Genomic DNA, 18,436 nt, shown 5'->3' with positions numbered 1-18,436 from the left:
GGCGCCGTCCGCGCGGGGCTGTCGGTCGAGGACGTACGGGTCGGGCTGACGGCCATCGTCACGTTCCGCGCGCTCCGGCCGGAGAAGGCGGCGGCCTCGACCCAGCGCCTGGTGAACCTCCTCCTGGCCGGTCTCGCCGCGGAACGTGACCCCGCGGGGGACGAACGGCCCTCGCCGCGCATCCCGTGATCGTCAGCCGCACGCACTCAACCCGCGCCCGCTCAACCCGTGATCGCGTCGAAGAACTCGCTCAGCCCGTGATCGCCTCGAAGATGCTGAAGCCCGCCAGCGCCAGCATCACGGCCGCCGCGATCTTGGTGATCAGCCGCAGCGGAACGCGCTTCATCAGCGCCCGGCCGCCCAGGATGCCGAGCGCCGCCACCGCCCACAGGGCCAGTACGGCGCCGATGCCCACCGAGACGGGATTGTCGTAGCGGGCCGCCAGGTTGGCCGTCATGATCTGGGTCAGATCGCCGAACTCGGCGACGAGGATCAGCATGAAGCCCGCCCCCGAGACCTTCCAGAACGACTGGTCGGCGGGGGCCTTGATCTTCTCCTCCTCGTCGTCGTCCTTCTTGAACAGCAGGACGGCGGCGCCCGCCACGAAGAGCACACCCACCACCGCCTCCACCAACCGGTGCGGCAGCAGGGTCAGTACGCTGCCGGCCGCGATGGCGAGCGCGACATGTACGACGAAGGCGGCGGCGATGCCGACGAAGACGTAGGACGCGCGGTACCGCGTCCCCAGCATCAGGGCGGCGAGAGCGGTCTTGTCGGGTAGCTCGGCAAGAAACACGACGCCGAAGACAATTGCCATGACAGTGAAGCTGATCACTGGTCGATTTCCTCTATCGGTCGGGCGTGCCGCACCGAGAGACCGACCGTGAAAAAGGGGTCACTTCGGCACGGCAGCGTCGTCAAACGGACACTGCTGGCCGAAGGTCTCGCTGGCGAGCCGCTGTCCCGGCCGCCTCCGGGCGCCGGCCGGGCGCGAGGCCCAGCAGTATGTCGACGGTTCCGGCGAAGAGCTACTCCCCTTCTGCGCTGAACAGCTTACGTCATGTCCGCCCTCTTGAACTGACGTGTCCATGTCGTCACGCTGTTACCTGGCGCCCATCTCGCGGAAACCCGGCGCCGCCACGCTTGCCCCTGAACGGACAGATTCCCCCCACATCGCCCCCACGCCAAGGGAGTTCGCATGTTCGGTGTCTACGCGCGTCGAGTCAGTGAAGCTCGTGGAGCACGTCGAATACCCCGCACCGCCGTCCTCGCCGCCTCCGCCGCCCTCGCCGCTTCGGCCACCCTGCTCTCCGCCCCCTCGGCGCAGGCCGCGCCCCCCACCCCCATCGCGGCGTCCACCGCCCGCACCTACCTCGGCCAGCTGACCGTGCAGGCCGAAGGCTCGTCCAGCGGGTACAGCCGCGACAAGTTCCCGCACTGGATCACCCAGTCCGGCGCCTGCGACACCCGCGAGGTGGTTCTCAAGCGCGACGGCACCAACGTGGTGCAGAGCTCCAGCTGCTCGGCCACCAGCGGCAGTTGGTACTCCGAGTACGACGGCGCCACCTGGTCGGCCGCGTCCGACGTGGACATCGACCACATCGTGCCGCTCTCCGAGGCCTGGAAGTCGGGGGCCAGCGGCTGGACCACGGCGCAGCGCCAGGCCCTCGCCAACGACCTCACCCGGCCGCAGCTCATCGCGGTCACCGACAACGTGAACCAGTCGAAGGGCGACCAGGACCCGGCGAGCTGGCTGCCGTCGCGCACCGCGTACCGGTGCACGTACGTCCGGATGTGGGTGCAGGTCAAGCACTACTACGCGATGACGGTGGACTCGGCGGAGAAGAGCGCGCTGCAGTCGGTCCTCAGCGGCTGCTGATACCGGCTGTTCATCCGAGCTGCCGATCCGGGCGACTGCCACCCTCCCGGGGGTCCTCCTTCGTACCGTACGGTGCTTCGTGCGACGGAGGAGGGCCACCTATGACCGGGCTACGCCTGGGACCACTGCTGCGGTACGTCGATTGGGACGCCGCGGGCACGGCGACCGTATGGATCGAGGCCGAGCGGCCGTGCACGGCCGAAGTGCGCTGCGCCGACGGCGCGGGCGGATCGTCCCGTACGTTCCAGATCGGCGGCCATCACTACGCGCTGATCCCGGTGACCGGCCTCACGCCGGGCACCACCACGCCCTACGAGGTGCTGCTGGACGAGCAGCCCGTCTGGCCACCGCCGGACTCGCCGTTCCCGCCGAGCGCGATTCGTACGCCCGAGGTGCCGGCCGCCGAGCTGCGCGTCTCCTTCGGCTCCTGCCGCTGGGCGGCGCCCGCCAAGGACGCGCACGACCCCGTGGGCCCCGACGCGCTGGACACCCTCGCGGCGAAGCTGGCCGCCGATCCGGCGGCGCAAAGGCCTGATGTGCTGCTGCTCGTCGGCGACCAGGTCTACGCGGACGAGACGTCGCAGCACACCCAGGAGTGGATGGCCAAGCGCCGCGACCTCGACGAGCCGCCGGGTGCGGAGGTGGCCGACTACCAGGAGTACACGCATCTGTACGACGAGTCCTGGTGCGACCCCGAGGTGCGCTGGCTGCTGTCGACCGTGCCCAGTTGCATGATCTTCGACGACCACGACGTGATAGACGACTGGAACACCAGCGCCTCCTGGCTCGCCGAGATGCGCGAGACGGCCTGGTGGCAGGAGCGGCTGCTGAGCGGCCTCATGTCGTACTGGGTCTACCAGCACCTGGGCAACCTCTCACCGGACGAACTGGCCGCGGACGAGCTGTACGCGGCCGTGCGGGCGGCGCCCGACGGCACCGGTCTGCTGCGGGAGTTCGCCTCCGAGGCGGACCGGGACCCGGAGTGCGTGCGCTGGAGCTACCGGCGGGACTTCGGGCGCACCCGGCTGCTGATGGTGGACTCGCGCGCGGCGCGCGTGCTGGCCGAGGAGGACCGCGCGATGCTCGACAACGGCGAGTCCCGCTGGGTACGGGAGCAGGCGCTGGACGCGCGCGGTTCCTACGACCACCTGCTGCTCGGTACGTCGCTGCCGTGGCTGCTGCCGCCCGCCATCCACGACGTGGAGAGCTGGGCGACGGCGCTGACCGGCGGCGAGCGCGGCGCGCGGTGGGCGCGGGTCGGCGAATGGATGCGCAGGACGGGCGACCTGGAGCACTGGGCGGCCTTCCCCCGCTCGTTCGAGGAACTGGCGGCGCTGATAGCCGAGGTGGGCAGCGGGCCGGACGCGCCTGCGACGGTGTCCGTCCTGTCGGGCGACGTGCACCACGCGTACATCGCCGAGCCGAAGTGGCCGGGCGGCCAGCCGGACGCGCACGTCGTGCAGCTGACGTGTTCGCCGGTGCACAACTCCGTACCCAGCTATATGAAGTTCGGTTTCCGGTTCGGCTGGAGCGGGCTCGGCAGGCGGCTGGGGCGGGTGTTCAAGCGGCACGGCCGCGTGCCGGACACATCGGTGAACTGGCGCAAGACGGGCGGCCCTTGGTTCGGCAACCAGCTCATGACGCTGACCCTGAGCGGCCGTTCGGCCGGGCTGCGGCTCGACCAGGCCCGTGGCCACGACGACGGCAAGGACAGCGACGGCACCGGCGGCAGCGCCGAACTCGTCACCGTGGACGAAAGGTCCCTCACCTCAGGCTCCTGAACCGCGCGCCGCCGTGTGAAAGCCCTGTGAGGTGGACAACATCATCCCACCGGGTGATCTCGGCCTATTCACACAGGCGTACGCTGTATGGCTGGTAAGCCGTCCCTGCCGCTCCTGCGACATCGCGGCACTGTGACGGGATCGGGGAGACGGAAAGTGCTGGACAGTTTGGGGCCGTTGACGGGCAGCCCATGGATCTACGCGGTCGTTGCCGTCTCCGTACTCCTCGACGTGTTCGTGCCCGTACTGCCCAGCGGCGTCCTGGTGGTGACGGCGGCCACGGCGGCCGCCGCCGGGTCCGACACCGTCGCCGTCGCGGCCGACAAGGTCTCGCATGTGGCGCGGGTGCCGCACGAAGTGCCCTCGCTGCTGATACTCGTGCTGTGCGCGGTCAGTGCTTCCGTGCTGGGCGATCTGGTGGCGTTCCGGCTCGCGCGGATCGGTGGCGACCGGCTCGACCGGGCCATCTCCCGCTCACGCCGGCTGACCAGCGCGCAGGAACGTCTCGGTGCGGCGCTCAGCGCGGGCGGCGGTCTGCTGGTGGTGATCGCCCGGTTCGCCCCCGCGGGGCGCTCCGTGGTGTCCCTGGGGGCCGGTGCGGCCCATCGCAAGGTGCGGGAGTTCCTGCCCTGGTCGGTGCTGGCGGGGGTGGCCTGGACCGCGTACAGCGTGGGGCTCGGCTACTTCGGCGGTCAGTGGCTGGGTGCGAGCTGGGTCGGCACGGCCATCTCCGTACTGGCGCTGTTCGCGGCGGGCACCATCGCGGGCCTGGTCATGCGCCGCCCAGCGGCGCGAGCGGCGCAGGCGGCACGTACCGAACTGGCGACGGCGCCGGTCGCCTAGAGCCCGGCCTCGAACCGGCCGGCCCGGCCCGGCTGGGCCGAGCTGCTACGACGCGGCTTTCGCCGTCGCGCCCCGTACCTCGATCCCGGCGAGCAGTCGCTCCGTCGCCGCCGTGATCTCCTCGACGGCCTGGTCGAACACCTCGCGGTTGTGCGCCGCGGGCGCGCGGAAGCCGGAGACCTTACGTACGTACTGCAGGGCGGCGGCCCTGATCTCCTCCTCGGTGGCCTCTTCGGGGAGTACGGGCGGGCGGAGGGTCTTGATGCTGCGGCACATACCTCCAGTGTGCCGCGCATGCGCCTCCGCTGTCATGACGCGTGCGCCGCCGCTGTCATGACGGGCCCGGCACGGGTCGCGAACGGCCGGGCCGTCCGCCGGATCACTTCCCCGGCGCCGTGACCGCCGCCGGCGGCGCCGTACTGTCCCGTACCACCAGCCGGGTGCCGAACTCGATGCTGGACTCGGTGTGTTCGGAGCTGCGCAGCCGCAGCAGCATCCGTACCGCCTCCTCCGCCATCGCCACCAGCGGCTGGTCGACGGTCGTCAGCGCGGGGCTCGACCACCGCGCGGGCGGAATGTCGTCGTACCCGACGACCGACAGGTCCCCCGGCACCTGGAGCCCGCGCACCCGGGCCGCCTCCAGCACCCCCAGCGCCTGGAGGTCGCTGCCCGCGAAAATCGCGGTCGGCCGGTCGGGACCCCGCAGCAGTTCGAGCGCGTGGTCGTGTCCCGCCCGTACGTGGAAGTCACCGAATCTGACCAGCGCGGGATCGGTCTCAAGTCCGGCCATGCTCATGGCCGAACGGAAGCCGTCGAGCCGCGCGAGGGAGCAGAGCATGTCCTCAGGGCCTGTGATGACGGCGATCCTGCGGTGGCCCAGCTCGATGAGATGGCGGGTCGCCGCGAGGCCGCCGGCCCAGTTCGCCGAGCCCACGGACGGTACGTCGGGCTCGGGGTCGCCCGCCGGGTCGACGATGACGAACGGGATGGCCCGGGACCACAGCTTCTTCTTCTGTTCGTCGGGGAGCGTGGAGAAGACCAGGATCACGCCGAGCGGCCGGCGCCGCAGCACCCCTTCGACCCAGTCGGCGCCCGGCGAGTGGCGGGTGCCGGTCTCGGTGAGCACGACGCTCATGCCGTTGGCCTGCGCCACGTTCTGCACACCCCTGATGAGCTGCATGGACCAGGTGCTGTCCAGCTCGTGGAAGACGATCTCGATCAGCGGAGCCTCGGGGGGCGTGGGCGCGGAGCGCCGGTAGCCGTGCTCGTCGAGCAGCTCCTCGACCTTGACCCGGGTCGGCGCCGACACATCGGTCCGTCCGTTGAGAACTTTCGAAACTGTCGAAAGCGACACCCCGGCCTGGGAAGCCACCTGGGCGAGGGTGACTCGACCTGCACTCCTGTCTTCACGCATGGGCTGAAGGATAAGGCACCGAGCCCTGTAACGGTTTGAACGCACAGGAACAAGGCTGTTGACCCATCCACGGCCGGACCTTACGGTCACTCGCCAAGAAGACTTTCGGCAAAGAGGCCGATACTTTCGAGGGGTCGATCGATGAAGTCACGGTTTTCTCGAACTGTCGCAAGCGGCGCCGTCCTGGCGCTGGCACTGAGCCTGGCGGCGTGCGGCGGTGGCAGCGGTTCCGCCGGCGGCAAGGACGAGTTCCACGTACTCGTCTACGGCGACGCGGGCAACAAGGTGGAGAAGCAGATCGTCGCCACCTTCAACAAGACCTCCAAGGTCAAGGCGGTGCTGGACACCATTCCCGGCGCCGACTACCAGCAGAAGCTGCAAACGATCATCAACACCCCGCAGGCCCCCGACGTCTTCTTCAACTGGGGCGGCGGCAGCATCCAGCCGTTCGTCAAGGCGGACCTGCTGCTCCCGCTCGACGACATGATCAAGCAGGACCCGGCGCTCAAGGCCAACTTCCTGCCGTCGGTGTTCAACAGCGCGGCGATCGACGGCAAGGCGTACGGCGTGCCCATGCGCGGCACCCAGCCCGTCCTGCTGTTCAACAACAAGAAGGTGCTCGCCGACGCCGGCGTCCAGCCGCCGCAGACGTGGGACGAGCTGATCGCCGCGGTGAAGAAGCTCAAGGCCAAGGGGGTCACCCCGATCGCCCTCGGCGGCGGCGACCAGTGGCCCACGCTGATGTGGTTCGAGTACCTCTACGACCGGATAGCCGGACCCGGCCTCATCGAGAAGGCCCTGTCGGGCGACAAGAGCGTCTGGGACAGCGCCGACAGCAAGAAGGCGCTCAGCATGCTCAAGGAGCTGGTCGACGCGGGCGGCTTCGGCACCAACTACGACTCGGTGAAGTTCACCGACGGCGGGTCGCCGGCACTGCTGGCGAGCGGCAAGGCGGGCTTCGAGCTGATGGGCTCGTGGGAGTACTCGACCCAGCAGAACGCGGCTCCGGACTTCGCCAAGAACGACCTGGGATACAGCAACTTCCCGAGCGTGCCGGGCGGCAAGGGTGACGCGGCGGACCTCGTCGGCAACACGAACAACTTCTACTCGGTGCTGAAGAAGACCAAGCACGCCGACGACATCGCGAAGTTCCTCAAGCTCATGTACTCCGACGAGTTCGTCAAGGCGCAGCTGGCCGTCGGCAACCTGCCGACCACCACCAACACCGACAAGTTCCTCAGCACCGGCGGCGACCCCGGCTACCTGAAGTACCAGCTCGATCTCGTGGGCAAGGCACCGGCGTTCCAGCTCTCCTGGGACCAGGCGTACACCCAGGACAACAGCACCCCGCTGCACCAGGCCGTGCAGCAGTTCGTGAACGGGCGGCTCGACGCGGGCGGCTTCATCAAGGCCATGCAGGCCCTGAAGACCAGCGGCTGAGCGCGGGGGCGAGCGACGTGAGGCTACCGAAATGACCGAGACGACAGAGGTTCCACCGCTGACGGTGGTGTCGGCGGCGGCGGGGGGCGGGGGCGCCGGGCGCAGCACGGCCAAATCCCGCGCGGGCGGGGGCGGTTCGCGGACGGCCCGCCCCGGCCTCGGCTGGGCGCTGCCCGCCGTGCTGTTCTTCGGACTGTTCGCGATCGTCCCGCTGGCGCTGGTCGCCGTGCTGTCCTTCGCCCGCTGGAACGGCCTGGGCGCACCGGAGTTCGCGGGTTTCGACAACTGGGTCACGCTCTTCCACGACCCGGTGATGATCAAGAGCCTGTGGCTCAGTGTGCTGCTCACCGTGCTCGGCGCCGCCGTACAGACACCCCTGAGTCTGCTGCTCGGCGTGTGGGCCGCCGGGCCGCAGCGTAACCGCGCGGTGCTCGCCGCGATCTTCTTCGTACCACTGCTGCTGTCCGCCACCGCCGTCTCCGTGCTGTGGCGGGCGCTGCTCGACCCCAACTTCGGGGTGCCGGCGCAGGCCAAGTGGCTGTTCGGGGACGGCAATCTGCTGGGGTCGCGCACCGGCGCCATCGGGGTGCTGGTGCTGGTGGGCGCCTGGCAGTTCACGCCGCTGCACACGCTGATCTACCAGGGCGCCACCAAGGCCATCCCGCAGGTGCTCTACCAGGCGGCGGCGATCGACGGGGCCGGCACGCTGCGGCAGTTCTTCCACATCACGCTGCCGCAGCTGCGCAACTCCATCCTCACGTCGGTGATCCTGATGATTGTCGGCGGGCTCACCACCTTCGACACCGTACTGATCCTCACCCAGGGCGGTCCGGGCACCGACACCACCATCAGCGCCTTCTACATGTACCAAAAGGCCTTCAAGGGCTTCGACTTCGGCGCGGGCGCCGCCATCGCCCTGCTGCTGGTCGTCGTCGCCACGGTCATCTCGCTGATCGTGGTGCGGATTTCGGGCTACGACAAAATGGCCGGCACCCAGGAGGGGCTGTGACCCGAAGCCGCCGCGGCTCGCTGAGCCGCCCCAACTACGCAGCGGGCTTCGGTGCGTTGCTCTGGCTGTGCGTGGTCGGTCTGCCGATCTACGTGATGCTCGGCGCCACCGTCCAGACCCGCCCGGACTACAGCGCGAACGGTGCCTTCGCCTTCCCGAAGCACTTCACCCTGTCCAACTACGCCGACGACTTCTCCAGCGGCTTCGGCCGGTACTTCCTCAACACCGCGATCGTCACGGCCAGCGTCGTGGCCATCGTGCTGCTGCTCGTACCGCCGCTGGCCTTCGCGATCGTCCGCAACAGGGGCGTGGCCACCTCGCGGGTCTTCCGGCTCTTCCTGCTGGGCCTGGCCATCCCCGCGCAGGCCGTGATCGTCCCGATGTTCTACGTGATCAGCAAGGTCGGCCTCTACGACAACCTCATCGGCGTCATTCTGCCAACTGCCGCCTTCTGCATGCCGATCTGCGCGCTCATCCTCACCGGCGTGATGCGTGACATCACCGGGGAGCTCTTCGAGGCCATGGCCATCGACGGGGCCACCACCCGGCGCGTCTTCTTCGAGCTGGTCGTCCCGCTGTCCAGGAGCGGGCTCGCGACGATCGTCGTGTTCGCCGCGCTCCAGGCGTGGAACGGCTTCCTCTTCCCCCTCGTACTGACCCAGTCCGAGAACACCAAGGTGCTCACCCTGGGGCTCTACAACTTCCAGACCCAGTACGGCATCAACATCCCCGGGCTGCTGGCCGCAGTGGTGCTCTCCACCCTGCCGGTCCTGCTCGTCTATCTCTTCGCCCGCCGGGCCCTGGTCCAGGGGCTCATGGGCGTCGGAGGAAAGTGAACGACAACGTGACCACTGACATCCGCCGCACCCCCTCCGAGTCCGTTGCCGCGCGCCGGGCCGCGCGAGTGGAGGAGCTCATCGCCGCCATGACACTGGAGGAAAAACTGGCCCAGCTGTACGGGCTGTGGGCGGGCGCCTCAGGCGACGGCGCCGAGGTCGCCCCGCACCAGCACGACAACATGGAGGAGCCGCCCGCCCTCGATGATCTGCTGCCGACCGGGCTCGGACAGCTGACCAGGCCGTTCGGCACGCTGCCCGTCGACCCGGCGCTCGGCGCGCTGTCGCTGCTGCGCACCCAGACGCTGATCGCCGCACAGAATCGTTTCGGCATCCCGGCGCTGGCCCACGACGAATGTCTCGCGGGCTTCGCCGCCTGGGGGGCCACCGCCTACCCCGTACCGCTGTCCTGGGGCGCCGCTTTCGACCCGGCGCTGGTCAGGGAGATGGCGGCGGCGATCGGCACGGACATGCGGTCGGTCGGCGTCCACCAGGGCCTCGCGCCGGTGCTCGACGTCGTACGGGACGCGCGCTGGGGCCGGGTCGAGGAGACGATCGGCGAGGACCCGTACCTGGTGGGGACGACCGCCACCGCGTACGTCCAGGGCCTGGAGTCCGCCGGGATCGTGGCGACGCTGAAGCACTTCGCCGGCTACTCGGCGTCGCGCGCTGGACGTAACCTCGCGCCGGTCAGCATGGGCGCGCGGGAGCGGGCCGACGTCATCCTGCCGCCGTTCGAGATGGCGGTACGGGAGAGCGGCGTACGGTCCGTCATGCACTCGTACAGCGACACGGACGGGATCCCGAGCGCGGCCGACGAGGAACTGCTGACCACGCTGCTCCGGGACACCTGGGGCTTCGAAGGCACGGTCGTGGCGGACTACTTCGGCGTCGCGTTCCTGCACAGCCTGCACGGTGTGGCGGCGGGCCTCGGCGACGCGGCGGCGACCGCGCTGACGGCGGGCGTCGACGTCGAGCTGCCGACGGTGAGCGCCTTCGGGCAGCCGCTGCGGGACACGATCGCGGAGGGCGGGCTCAAGACGGAGTTCGTGGACCGGGCGCTGCGGCGGGTGCTGACGCAGAAGGCGCAACTGGGGCTGCTGGACCCGGACTGGAGCCCGGTGCCGGCGGCGCTGGGGGGCGCGGACGCGTCGCTTCTTGGCGCGGTGGGGGATCCGGGCGTTGGAGAGACGGCAGCCGGTACGGAGACGGGTGTGACGGCTGCCGTTACCGAGGCAGGTGTGGCCGCTGCCGTGACCGAGGGGGGTGTGGCCGCTGCCGTTACCGAGGCGGCCGAGCGGCTGCGGGGCACCGTCAGTCTCGACAGCCCGGCGAACCAGGACATCGCCCGCCGGCTCGCCGAACAGGCGGTGATCCTGCTGCGCAACGACGGGACGCTGCCGCTGGACCGCCCCGCCAGGATCGCGCTGGTGGGACCGCAGGCCGAGGTCCCCACGGCGGTGCTCGGCTGCTACTCCTTCCCCGTCCACATCGGCTCCCAGCACCCGGGCACACCGGCCGGCATCGCGCTGCCCACGCTGCGTGAGGCGCTGGCGGCCGAGTTCCCCGGCAGCGCACTCGTCACCGCGCCGGGCGCCGGCATCGACACCCCCGAGACGGACGGTTTCGCCGCCGCCGTCGAGGCCGCGCGCGACGCCGATGTGGTCATCGCGGCGCTGGGCGACCGGGCCGGGCTCTTCGGCCGGGGCACGAGCGGTGAGGGATGCGACGCCGAGAGCCTGGAACTGCCGGGCGTACAGCAGCAGTTGCTGGACGCGCTGCTGGACTCCGGTACGCCGGTGGTGGTGACGCTGCTGGCCGGCCGCCCCTACGCGCTCGGCCGGGCGGCGGACGAGGCGGCGGCGATCGTCCAGTCGTTCTTCCCGGGCCAGGAGGGCACGCCCGCCGTCGCCGGGGTCCTCGGCGGCCGGATCAACCCGTCGGGCCGGCTGCCGGTGAGCGTCCCGCGCCTCGCGGGCGCCCAGCCGTCGACGTACCTCGCGGCGCCGCTGGGGCGCGCGGGCGGGGTCTCCAACATCGACCCGACGCCGGCCTTCGGCTTCGGGCACGGGCTGACGTACACCTCGTTCGCCTGGTCGGACCTGACGGTCACGGAGGGGACGACCGCTACGGACGGCGCGCTGGAGCTGGCCTTCACGGTCAGCAACACCGGTGAGCGGACGGGCGTCGAGGTGGTCCAGCTGTATCTGCACGACCCGGTGGCCTCGGTGGTCCAGCCGGTGCAACGGCTGGTCGGGTACGCGCGGGTCGAGCTGGCCCCGGGACAGACGGCCAGGATCGGCGTACGCGCCCCCGCCGACCTCGCGTCCTTCACCGGGCGCGACGGCCGGCGGATCGTGGAGCCGGGCGAGTTGGAGCTGCGGCTCGGCGCGTCGAGTGCGGACGTACGGCTCACGGCGCGCTGGCTGCTGAGCGGGCCGGTACGGCGGGTGGACCACACGCGCGAACTGCACACGCGCATCACGGTCGAGAGCTGAGGGACGTGTAACGCCGTTGCCGCGCTGGGGTCTTTCCACGGGCCTCAGCGCGGGAACCGGCAGTCCGTCGCCTCGACGCCCCGACGCCCCGACGCCTCGTGCGGCGAGCGTTACGGCGAACTGCCGCCGTGGCGAATACTCGACAATTCCCTGCGGGGAATCGTCCGGGGGCTGCGGGTCGGGTAGACCAGGGGTGTGATCAACCAGTCGAAACACGGACATGCCCCCGGCGCGTACGGCACCGGCGCTCATGGCCCCGGCACTCGTGGCCCCGGGGCTCATGGCACCGGCACTCATGACACCGCTCGGGAGGGGTTCGCTGGCGCCCTGCGCGAGTGGCGTGCGCGCAGGCGGCTGAGCCAGCTGGAGCTCGCCCTGCGTGCCGGGACGACCCAGCGCCATCTGAGCTTCATCGAGAGCGGCCGTTCCGTACCGGGCCGGGCCATGGTGGTGCGGCTGGCGGAGTCGCTTGACGTGCCGTTCCGCGAGCGCAACGGCCTGCTGCTCGCCGCCGGTTACGCCCCGGCGTACCGGGAGACGCCGTTCGACGATCCCCGGCTCGACCCGGTGCGTACGGCGCTGGAGGGCATCCTTGAGGGGCATCTGCCGTGTCCTGCCGTGCTCGCCGACCGGCATTTCGACCTGGTCTCGGCCAATGCCGCCTTCCACGCGCTGATCGCGGGCGTGGCGCCCGACCTGCTCGTACCGCCGGTGAGCGTGCCCCGGCTGATGCTGCACCCACGCGGGTTGGCGGGTCGGATCGTCAATCTCGACGAGTGGGCGTGGCATGTGATCGACGCGCTGGCAGGCGAGGCGATACGGAACCCCGACGACCGGCTCGACGCGCTCACGGAGGAGCTGACGGCCCTGGTGCCGGACCGGCCGGCGGGGCCGGGCCCCGGGTATCTGGGTGCGGCGGTGCCGCTGCGAATACGCCCGGGGGTCGAGGGGAGCAGCGCCGGGGAGCTGCGCCTACTGACCACCCTGACCAGATTCGGAACGGCGGACGACGTGACGGTCGCCGAGCTGAAGCTGGAGGCGTTCCTGCCGGCGGACGAGGCGACGGCCGCGTATCTGCGGGAGGTACGGCTGCCCGAAACCTTGTGAGGACCGGATGTCACACTCCCGGCCCCGGGACACTCTCAAGGTGTGTCAAGCGACCACGGCGACAGGGAGGACCCGATGTCCGAGACTCCAGCGGCGGACCACCACACCCACGAAGGGGCCGCGGACGCGGCGACCTCGGTGTTCGTCGACAACCGGGAGCTGCTGTTCTCGCTCGTGTACAACATGCTCAGCAGCGTCGCCGACACGGAGGACGTGCTGCAGGAGGCCTGGCTGGCGTGGGTGGCCAGATCGACGGCGCCGGACGCCGAGCCCATCGAGAATCCGCGCGCCTATCTGGTGCGGATCGCGGTGAACGGAGCCCTTGCCCGACAGGCGGCGATCAAGCGCCGCCGCGAGACGTATGTCGGCCCCTGGCTGCCCGAGCCGCTCGTCACGTCGCTCACCGAGCCGAAGGACCCGGTGGCGGCGGGCGACGCGGCGGAAGCCGTCGAACGCGCCGAGTCGGTGTCGCTGGCGCTGCTGGTGGTTCTGGAGACCCTCACTCCGCTTGAGCGGGCGGTCTTCGTACTGCACGAGGTGTTCGGGTACCAGCACGCGGAGACCGCCGAGATCCTCGGCCGCACGCCCGCCGCCGTACGCCAGCTCGCCCACCGCGCACGGGAACACGTCCAGGCCCGCCGTCCCCGCTACCGGGCCGACCCGCGGCTGCGGCAGCAGGTGACCGAGCGGTTCGTGTCGGCTGCCTTCGGCGGCGATCTGGAAGAACTGCTGCAGATGCTCGCGCCCGACGTGACGCTGTGGAGCGACGGCGGCGGCAAGTCCTCGGCCGGCGGCCCGCGGCCCATTCACGGCCGCGACAAGGTCGCCCGGGTCCTGCTCGCGGGAGCCCGCAAGGCGGCGGACAACACCCGCGTCAGCTACCGGCAGGTCAACGGTGACCCGTCGGCGCTGGTGTTCCACGGCGACATGCCGTTCGCGGTGATGGTCCTCGATCTGACGGAGGACGGCGCGCAGGTGAGCGACATCTACAACATCAGCAACCCCGACAAGCTTTCCGGAGTGGAAGCCGAAGAAGGGCCCGCCTCATGACCACTACGACCGCACGGCGACTTGCCCCGGGCGACAGGGTCGCACCACGCGAACTGACCACGATCCTCGGCGCCGCCGCGCCACTGCCGGCCGCCGACGGACTGACCCATCTGCAGTTCCGGCGCTTCGCCGGCTGCCCCGTCTGCAACCTGCATCTGCACGCGCTGGCGCAGCGCCACGACGAGATCAGCGCTGCGGGAATCCACGAGATCGTGGTGTTCCACTCCACGGTCGAGGAAATGCTCCCCCACCAGGGCAGCCTCCCGTTCGCTGCGGTCGCGGACCCGGAGAAGAAGCTGTACGCCGCCTTCGGCGTCGAGGCGTCGCCGAGGGCGGTCCTGCATCCCAAGGTATGGCTGGGCGGCGTACTGGCCACCCGCTCCGTCCTGCGCGGCCTGCGCGCAGGCCGCCGCCCCGGACCGGCGAAGGGCGAGACGATCCTGGGTCTGCCGGCGGACTTCCTGATTGCGCCGGACGGCGGGGTACGCGCCGCGCACTACGGCAGGCACGCGAACGACCAGTGGGGGGTGGAGGAACTACTGAGCCTGGCGGCGGCCCACCGCTGACGCACCCCTCCCCTGGCCCTGGCCCTGGCCCTGGCCCTGGAAGGGAGAGTGCCTAGAAGGGAGTGGCCCCACTCCCGGAGACCCGCAGCCGTCCGCTCCCGATGGCGGTGTGCGTGGCGACGACGGCCCCCTCGCGCCCGTCGGGGAGCCGGATCGTCACGTCGTCCTCCTCCATATGCATGAAGAAGTCGTCGGCGGTGTCATCGGTCTGCACGCTCCCGCCCCACTGCTGGACCTGCCCCGAAAGGCTGGCGCTGAGCGTGGCGTGGACTGACATCTCGGAGCCGCCGGCGACGAGTGTCGCGGGGCCCTGGTAGTTGCTCATACCGTAAGTGTGCGCTCTCGGAAAGCGGCCCAGGCACGCAAGACGACGCCGAACACCCCCGGCCGTCATTCCATGCCACGTTTACCGGGTGCCCAAAAGGGCTTGGTGAGCACGGCCCGCCGGTCCCAGCCCCGCTCCCGGACGAGCACCTGCCGCACCAGCTGGACGGTCCGGGCCTCCCCGGCGACATAGGCGGCGCCACCCGCCGGATCAGGCAGCTCCAGCCGCCGAACGGCATCGACAAGCGCTGCCGACCCGGCGGCGCCGGCGTCACCACGCACGAGCCACGACAACCGCCCGGCATGCGCGAGCGGCAGCCGGTCGGCCTCGGTGGCCGTCTCTATACAGCCGTGGACGACACCGGCGTCCGGCAGGGCGGCAAGCATGGGCCCGAAGGCGACGGACGCGGTCTCCTCGCCGACGAAGACATGGTGCGAAGCCCCGTCCCGAAGCACCAACGGCCCTTCGGGCTTCCCGAAGTACACCGTCTCCCCCACCTCCACCCCCCGCCCCCACCGCGCCCCGGGCCCGTCACCGCCGTGGTCGAACACGCAGAGATCAACGACCCCTTCGGGGTCGTACCGCCAGACCGAATAGGTACGCCGGGTGGTCAACCCGTCCACGTGAACACGCACTTGCTGCCCGGCCCGATAAGCCAACCCCACCAACCCACCCCCCGAAACCCGAACCCGCCGCATCCGCGCGGCCACAACCTCAACCTCCGTAACAACGCCCCGCACACTGACCAACCCAAGAACCCGCTGACGCACCCGTACTCGCTCGCTCGGCATGCGCCCAGAGTAGGGAACGACGCCGAGACGGGCAGCCGATCCCTACGATGACCTGATGCATGAGCAGGCCAACACCCCGGCCCCCACCGCCCGTCTCACCTTCCGCCGAATGACGGCGGACGACCTCGACGACATGGCCGCACTCCTGGGCGACCCGTTCGTGATGCGCTACTACCCGCACCCCAAGGACCGTGCCGAAGCACTGTCCTGGATCGAGTGGAACGAACGCCTCTACCGGGAGGTGGGCCACGGGCTCTGGCTGCTCACGGACCGCGACACGGGCGCATTCGTCGGCGAATGCGGACTGACGCCCCAACTGATCGAGGGAACGACCGACATCGAGATCGGCTACCACATCCGCACGGACCTCCAGGGCCGCGGCTACGCCACCGAAGCGGCAGCAGCCTGCCGCGACCACGCCCGCGACGCCCTCGGCACGAAGCGGCTCATCGCGATCATCCACCCGGCCAACACCCCGTCCCAACGGGTGGCCGAGAAAACAGGCCTGGCCCACGAACGCGACGCCATCTCCCGCTCAGGCCTCCCGGTCCGCCTGTACTCGACAGCCCTCTGAATGGCATGTGCCCGGCCCCAGTTGGCCACGTACCGTGTGCGTATGAGCGACGACCACCGCATTCGCCGCCTCGTCGTGGGTGACATCACCTGGCTCTGGACGGTCCGGCAGCGGGTCAAGCCCCACTACGAGGATTGCCGCCTCACACTCTCGCTGTACCCCGAGGGCACACGGCGCCGACTGGCCCTGGTCTTTCGACCGAGCGCGGACCGGATCATCTCGAACTCGTACTTCGATTCCGGCGCCTTGATACGTCTCCCGGACCGCACCTACCTGAATCTCCACGCCCCCGGCACAGTTCGCCGCCTCCTGGACGCGGCGACTCCGGCCATCGACGTCTTCGCGTCCGGTCCGGTGATCGAAGCGGACGGCTGGCCGTACTTCGACGCGGTAGTCACGGCATAGACCGACGCAATCGATCCGCCCACCGTTAAGAACGGCGAACCCCGGCATACATTGACGGGGTGATCCGAGCAGCCATCTTCGACATCGGCGAGACCCTCATCAGTGACACCCGCTACTGGGCAACCTGGGCCGACTGGCTCGGCGTCCCCCACCACACGATGTCGGCCCTCGTCGGGGCCGTCGTAGCCCAGGGCCGCGACAACTCGGACGCACTACGCATGATCAAGCCGGGCATCGACGTCGATGCCGAGTACGAAGCCCGGGAGGCAGCAGGCCGAGGCGAGTACCTCGACGAGTCGGACCTCTACCCGGACGTACGCCCGGCCCTGGCGGGCCTCCAGGCCCTCGGTATCCGTGTCGTCCTCGCCGGAAACCAGACAGTCAAAGCCGGCAAGCTGCTCCGCGCCCTCGACCTGCCCGCCGACGTCATCGCCACATCCGGCGACTGGGGATGCGCGAAACCGGACCCCGAGTTCTTCGCCCGAGCCATCGCCGCAGCAGAAGTACCGCCCCACGAAGCGGTCTACGTGGGTGACCACCCCCAGAACGACCTCACCCCGGCCATCCAAGCGGGCCTACGAACAGCCCACATCCGGCGGGGAGCCCTAGGCCATCTCTGGGCCGACGACCCCGACGTGATCGCATCGGCCGACTGGCGAATCAACACCCTCACAGAACTAGTCCCCACCTTCACCCCCTGAGCCGTTGCAAAGCAAGAAAAGAGGACTGTACATGGCACGCCCCAGGGCGTTCATCAGTTTCCAGATGGAAGATCGCTGGGCTCGCGATTTCCTGAAGGAGCACGCCCGCAACCTCAACAACGAGGTTGAATTTATCGACTTCTCGGTGCAAGACCCGTTCGATTCCTCATGGAAAACCCAGTGCAAGCTCAGAATCGCTCAATCCATGGGCACGATCGTCCTGGTCGGACCAACGACCTACGAGTCCGAGGCTGTCGAGTGGGAGATCAAGGAATCAAATGATCAAAATCACCATATTTTCGGAATCCAGATCAACGCCGACGCAACACACAGGATTCCGCACGGCCTCCCCGCCTCGAACGTCATCCGATGGGATTTCTCGCAGATCTCTTCCCTGTTGGCCACTTGGGTGTGACGCATGAATTACCTGGAGAACATCGCCACAGCCATCAGGTCCGAGATACCCGCCTCGGCCCTTCCCTCGGGCGACTTGGACGACCTGTTCAATCTCTACGCAGTTCTCGCTCTGGCGAAGGGCGTCGATGTCACCGCGTCGGACGTCCATGACGCATGGTCTTCGTGGCAGATACGACGAGATCCCTCCCACTCATCCATCACGCCCTTCGACCAGCTCACCGTCGCCGTACAAGGCCAGGACGCCGTCTTCGTCCGGGCCATCCGGACCGTGGCGAGCCGCACCACCTCGGTCGACCGGGTCGGCAACGCCCTGCTTCCGTACGGAGCCCCGTCCACGCCGGAGGAAACCGAGCGACTCTTCGAGCTGTACAAGATCATGGTGCAAAGCTCAGAGACCCTTGTAGACCGCAGGCAAGGCGTCAACACATTCTTCCTCACCGTGAACGGCGCCATCCTGACCGGTCTCGGATTCTTCATCAAGGCCGGCGGCGAAGCCGAGCTCAAGGCTGTCGGCGTTCTTTTGATTTCCGTAACAGGACTTATTCTGGCCCACGCATGGAGAAGCTTAATTTCGTCTTACGGTCAACTTAACACTGGAAAATTCGCGGTGATAAACCGCATCGAAAGATATCTACCTGCCTCCATCTTCTACGCCGAGTGGGAGGCACTCGAAAGAGGAGAGAATCCCCGCGTATACCGCGCCTCGACGTCACGGGAGATCTGGGCACCAAAGCTACTTATGGCCCTCTACGGGCTGGCCGCCATCGGCTCCTCTTTGGTGGCCGGCGGTAGTCTGGAAA

General features: G+C 69.4%; 20 protein-coding genes and 1 pseudogene. 16 read left to right on the top strand and 5 right to left on the bottom strand.

The genetic code is table 11. From position 1 onward, the window contains the following. Nucleotides 1-189 (top strand): annotated as a pseudogene (locus HY68_RS43835) (hypothetical protein); the annotation flags it as partial. Between the two features lie 61 nt (nucleotides 190-250). Here HY68_RS43835 and HY68_RS18300 read toward each other — a convergent pair. Beyond that, entirely contained in the window at nucleotides 251-835 is a 585-nt protein-coding gene (locus tag HY68_RS18300; protein WP_041990225.1) for a TMEM165/GDT1 family protein, read from the bottom strand. A gap of 363 nt (nucleotides 836-1,198) precedes the next feature. On the opposite strand from HY68_RS18300, the gene HY68_RS18295 reads away from it, so the two are divergent. The 3 genes from HY68_RS18295 to HY68_RS18285 all read left to right on the top strand — a co-directional run bounded on the left by HY68_RS18295 (nucleotide 1,199) and on the right by HY68_RS18285 (nucleotide 4,503). Next, the gene (locus tag HY68_RS18295) at nucleotides 1,199-1,879 is read left to right on the top strand and encodes an HNH endonuclease family protein (protein WP_041990222.1); all 681 of its coding nucleotides are present in this window, start codon (nucleotides 1,199-1,201) and stop codon (nucleotides 1,877-1,879) included. A 101-nt stretch (nucleotides 1,880-1,980) separates the two neighbouring features. Beyond that, nucleotides 1,981-3,660, top strand: a complete 1,680-nt coding sequence (locus HY68_RS18290) for an alkaline phosphatase D family protein (RefSeq protein WP_041990220.1) — start codon at nucleotides 1,981-1,983, stop codon at nucleotides 3,658-3,660. A gap of 156 nt (nucleotides 3,661-3,816) precedes the next feature. After that, nucleotides 3,817-4,503 carry a VTT domain-containing protein gene (locus HY68_RS18285; RefSeq protein WP_041990218.1) on the top strand — a complete coding sequence of 229 codons (687 nt, stop codon included), beginning with the start codon at nucleotides 3,817-3,819 and terminating at the stop codon, nucleotides 4,501-4,503. A gap of 45 nt (nucleotides 4,504-4,548) precedes the next feature. On the opposite strand, the gene HY68_RS18280 is transcribed toward HY68_RS18285, so the two are convergent. Next, nucleotides 4,549-4,779, bottom strand: coding sequence for a DUF2277 domain-containing protein (locus HY68_RS18280; protein ID WP_041990216.1), 231 nt, complete (start codon nucleotides 4,777-4,779; stop codon nucleotides 4,549-4,551). Nucleotides 4,780-4,882: 103 nt separating this feature from the next. After that, entirely contained in the window at nucleotides 4,883-5,917 is a 1,035-nt protein-coding gene (locus HY68_RS18275) for a LacI family DNA-binding transcriptional regulator (RefSeq protein ID WP_078863666.1), read from the bottom strand. Between the two features lie 141 nt (nucleotides 5,918-6,058). Here HY68_RS18275 and HY68_RS18270 point away from each other — a divergent pair, with 141 nt between their 5' ends. The 7 genes from HY68_RS18270 to HY68_RS18240 all read left to right on the top strand — a co-directional run bounded on the left by HY68_RS18270 (nucleotide 6,059) and on the right by HY68_RS18240 (nucleotide 14,423). Further along, nucleotides 6,059-7,357 (top strand): extracellular solute-binding protein, encoded by a 1,299-nt coding sequence (locus HY68_RS18270; protein ID WP_041990210.1) that lies wholly within the window; start codon nucleotides 6,059-6,061, stop codon nucleotides 7,355-7,357. Nucleotides 7,358-7,388: 31 nt separating this feature from the next. Beyond that, nucleotides 7,389-8,366, top strand: coding sequence for a sugar ABC transporter permease (locus HY68_RS18265; protein WP_078863665.1), 978 nt, complete (start codon nucleotides 7,389-7,391; stop codon nucleotides 8,364-8,366). Beyond that, nucleotides 8,363-9,202 (top strand): carbohydrate ABC transporter permease, encoded by an 840-nt coding sequence (locus HY68_RS18260; RefSeq protein WP_107070100.1) that lies wholly within the window; start codon nucleotides 8,363-8,365, stop codon nucleotides 9,200-9,202. The genes HY68_RS18265 and HY68_RS18260 overlap by 4 nt, the downstream gene beginning before the upstream one ends. Nucleotides 9,203-9,291: 89 nt before the next feature. Then, complete coding sequence (locus HY68_RS45235) at nucleotides 9,292-11,700, top strand: glycoside hydrolase family 3 N-terminal domain-containing protein (protein ID WP_241778773.1); 2,409 nt, start codon at nucleotides 9,292-9,294, stop codon at nucleotides 11,698-11,700. A gap of 327 nt (nucleotides 11,701-12,027) precedes the next feature. Continuing rightward, nucleotides 12,028-12,807 carry a helix-turn-helix transcriptional regulator gene (locus HY68_RS18250; RefSeq protein WP_041996478.1) on the top strand — a complete coding sequence of 260 codons (780 nt, stop codon included), beginning with the start codon at nucleotides 12,028-12,030 and terminating at the stop codon, nucleotides 12,805-12,807. Nucleotides 12,808-12,882: 75 nt separating this feature from the next. Then, nucleotides 12,883-13,857, top strand: a complete 975-nt coding sequence (gene sigJ, locus HY68_RS18245) for an RNA polymerase sigma factor SigJ (RefSeq protein ID WP_041990207.1) — start codon at nucleotides 12,883-12,885, stop codon at nucleotides 13,855-13,857. Continuing rightward, nucleotides 13,854-14,423 (top strand): peroxiredoxin-like family protein, encoded by a 570-nt coding sequence (locus HY68_RS18240; RefSeq protein ID WP_041990204.1) that lies wholly within the window; start codon nucleotides 13,854-13,856, stop codon nucleotides 14,421-14,423. Before sigJ ends, HY68_RS18240 begins: the two co-directional genes overlap by 4 nt. A gap of 52 nt (nucleotides 14,424-14,475) precedes the next feature. Here the strand turns inward: HY68_RS18240 and HY68_RS18235 are convergent, their stop codons facing one another. After that, the gene (locus HY68_RS18235) at nucleotides 14,476-14,748 is read right to left on the bottom strand and encodes a DUF4873 domain-containing protein (RefSeq protein WP_041990201.1); all 273 of its coding nucleotides are present in this window, start codon (nucleotides 14,746-14,748) and stop codon (nucleotides 14,476-14,478) included. A gap of 65 nt (nucleotides 14,749-14,813) precedes the next feature. Further along, a complete protein-coding gene (locus HY68_RS18230) occupies nucleotides 14,814-15,362 on the bottom strand; it encodes a siderophore-interacting protein (RefSeq protein WP_347560497.1) in 549 nt (182 codons plus the stop codon). A gap of 232 nt (nucleotides 15,363-15,594) precedes the next feature. Here HY68_RS18230 and HY68_RS18225 point away from each other — a divergent pair, with 232 nt between their 5' ends. The 5 genes from HY68_RS18225 to HY68_RS43830 form a co-directional block, all read left to right on the top strand. Beyond that, nucleotides 15,595-16,113, top strand: coding sequence for a GNAT family N-acetyltransferase (locus HY68_RS18225; protein ID WP_041990196.1), 519 nt, complete (start codon nucleotides 15,595-15,597; stop codon nucleotides 16,111-16,113). A gap of 42 nt (nucleotides 16,114-16,155) precedes the next feature. Beyond that, on the top strand, nucleotides 16,156-16,518 hold the full coding sequence (locus tag HY68_RS18220; protein ID WP_052457125.1) for a hypothetical protein: 363 nt from the start codon (nucleotides 16,156-16,158) through the stop codon (nucleotides 16,516-16,518). Nucleotides 16,519-16,577: 59 nt separating this feature from the next. Then, nucleotides 16,578-17,219, top strand: coding sequence for an HAD family hydrolase (locus tag HY68_RS18215; RefSeq protein ID WP_198533297.1), 642 nt, complete (start codon nucleotides 16,578-16,580; stop codon nucleotides 17,217-17,219). 31 nt (nucleotides 17,220-17,250) lie between these two features. Beyond that, nucleotides 17,251-17,634 carry a TIR domain-containing protein gene (locus HY68_RS18210; protein ID WP_041990193.1) on the top strand — a complete coding sequence of 128 codons (384 nt, stop codon included), beginning with the start codon at nucleotides 17,251-17,253 and terminating at the stop codon, nucleotides 17,632-17,634. Between the two features lie 3 nt (nucleotides 17,635-17,637). Further along, nucleotides 17,638-18,436 (top strand): hypothetical protein (locus HY68_RS43830; RefSeq protein ID WP_063779657.1); only part of this gene is annotated, 799 nt, incomplete at its 3' end.

The organism is Streptomyces sp. AcH 505 (assembly GCF_000818175.1).
Classification (GTDB): domain Bacteria; phylum Actinomycetota; class Actinomycetes; order Streptomycetales; family Streptomycetaceae; genus Streptomyces.
Note: the sequence above shows the minus strand (reverse complement) of the source record. Positions and strands in the feature narration are given on the sequence as shown.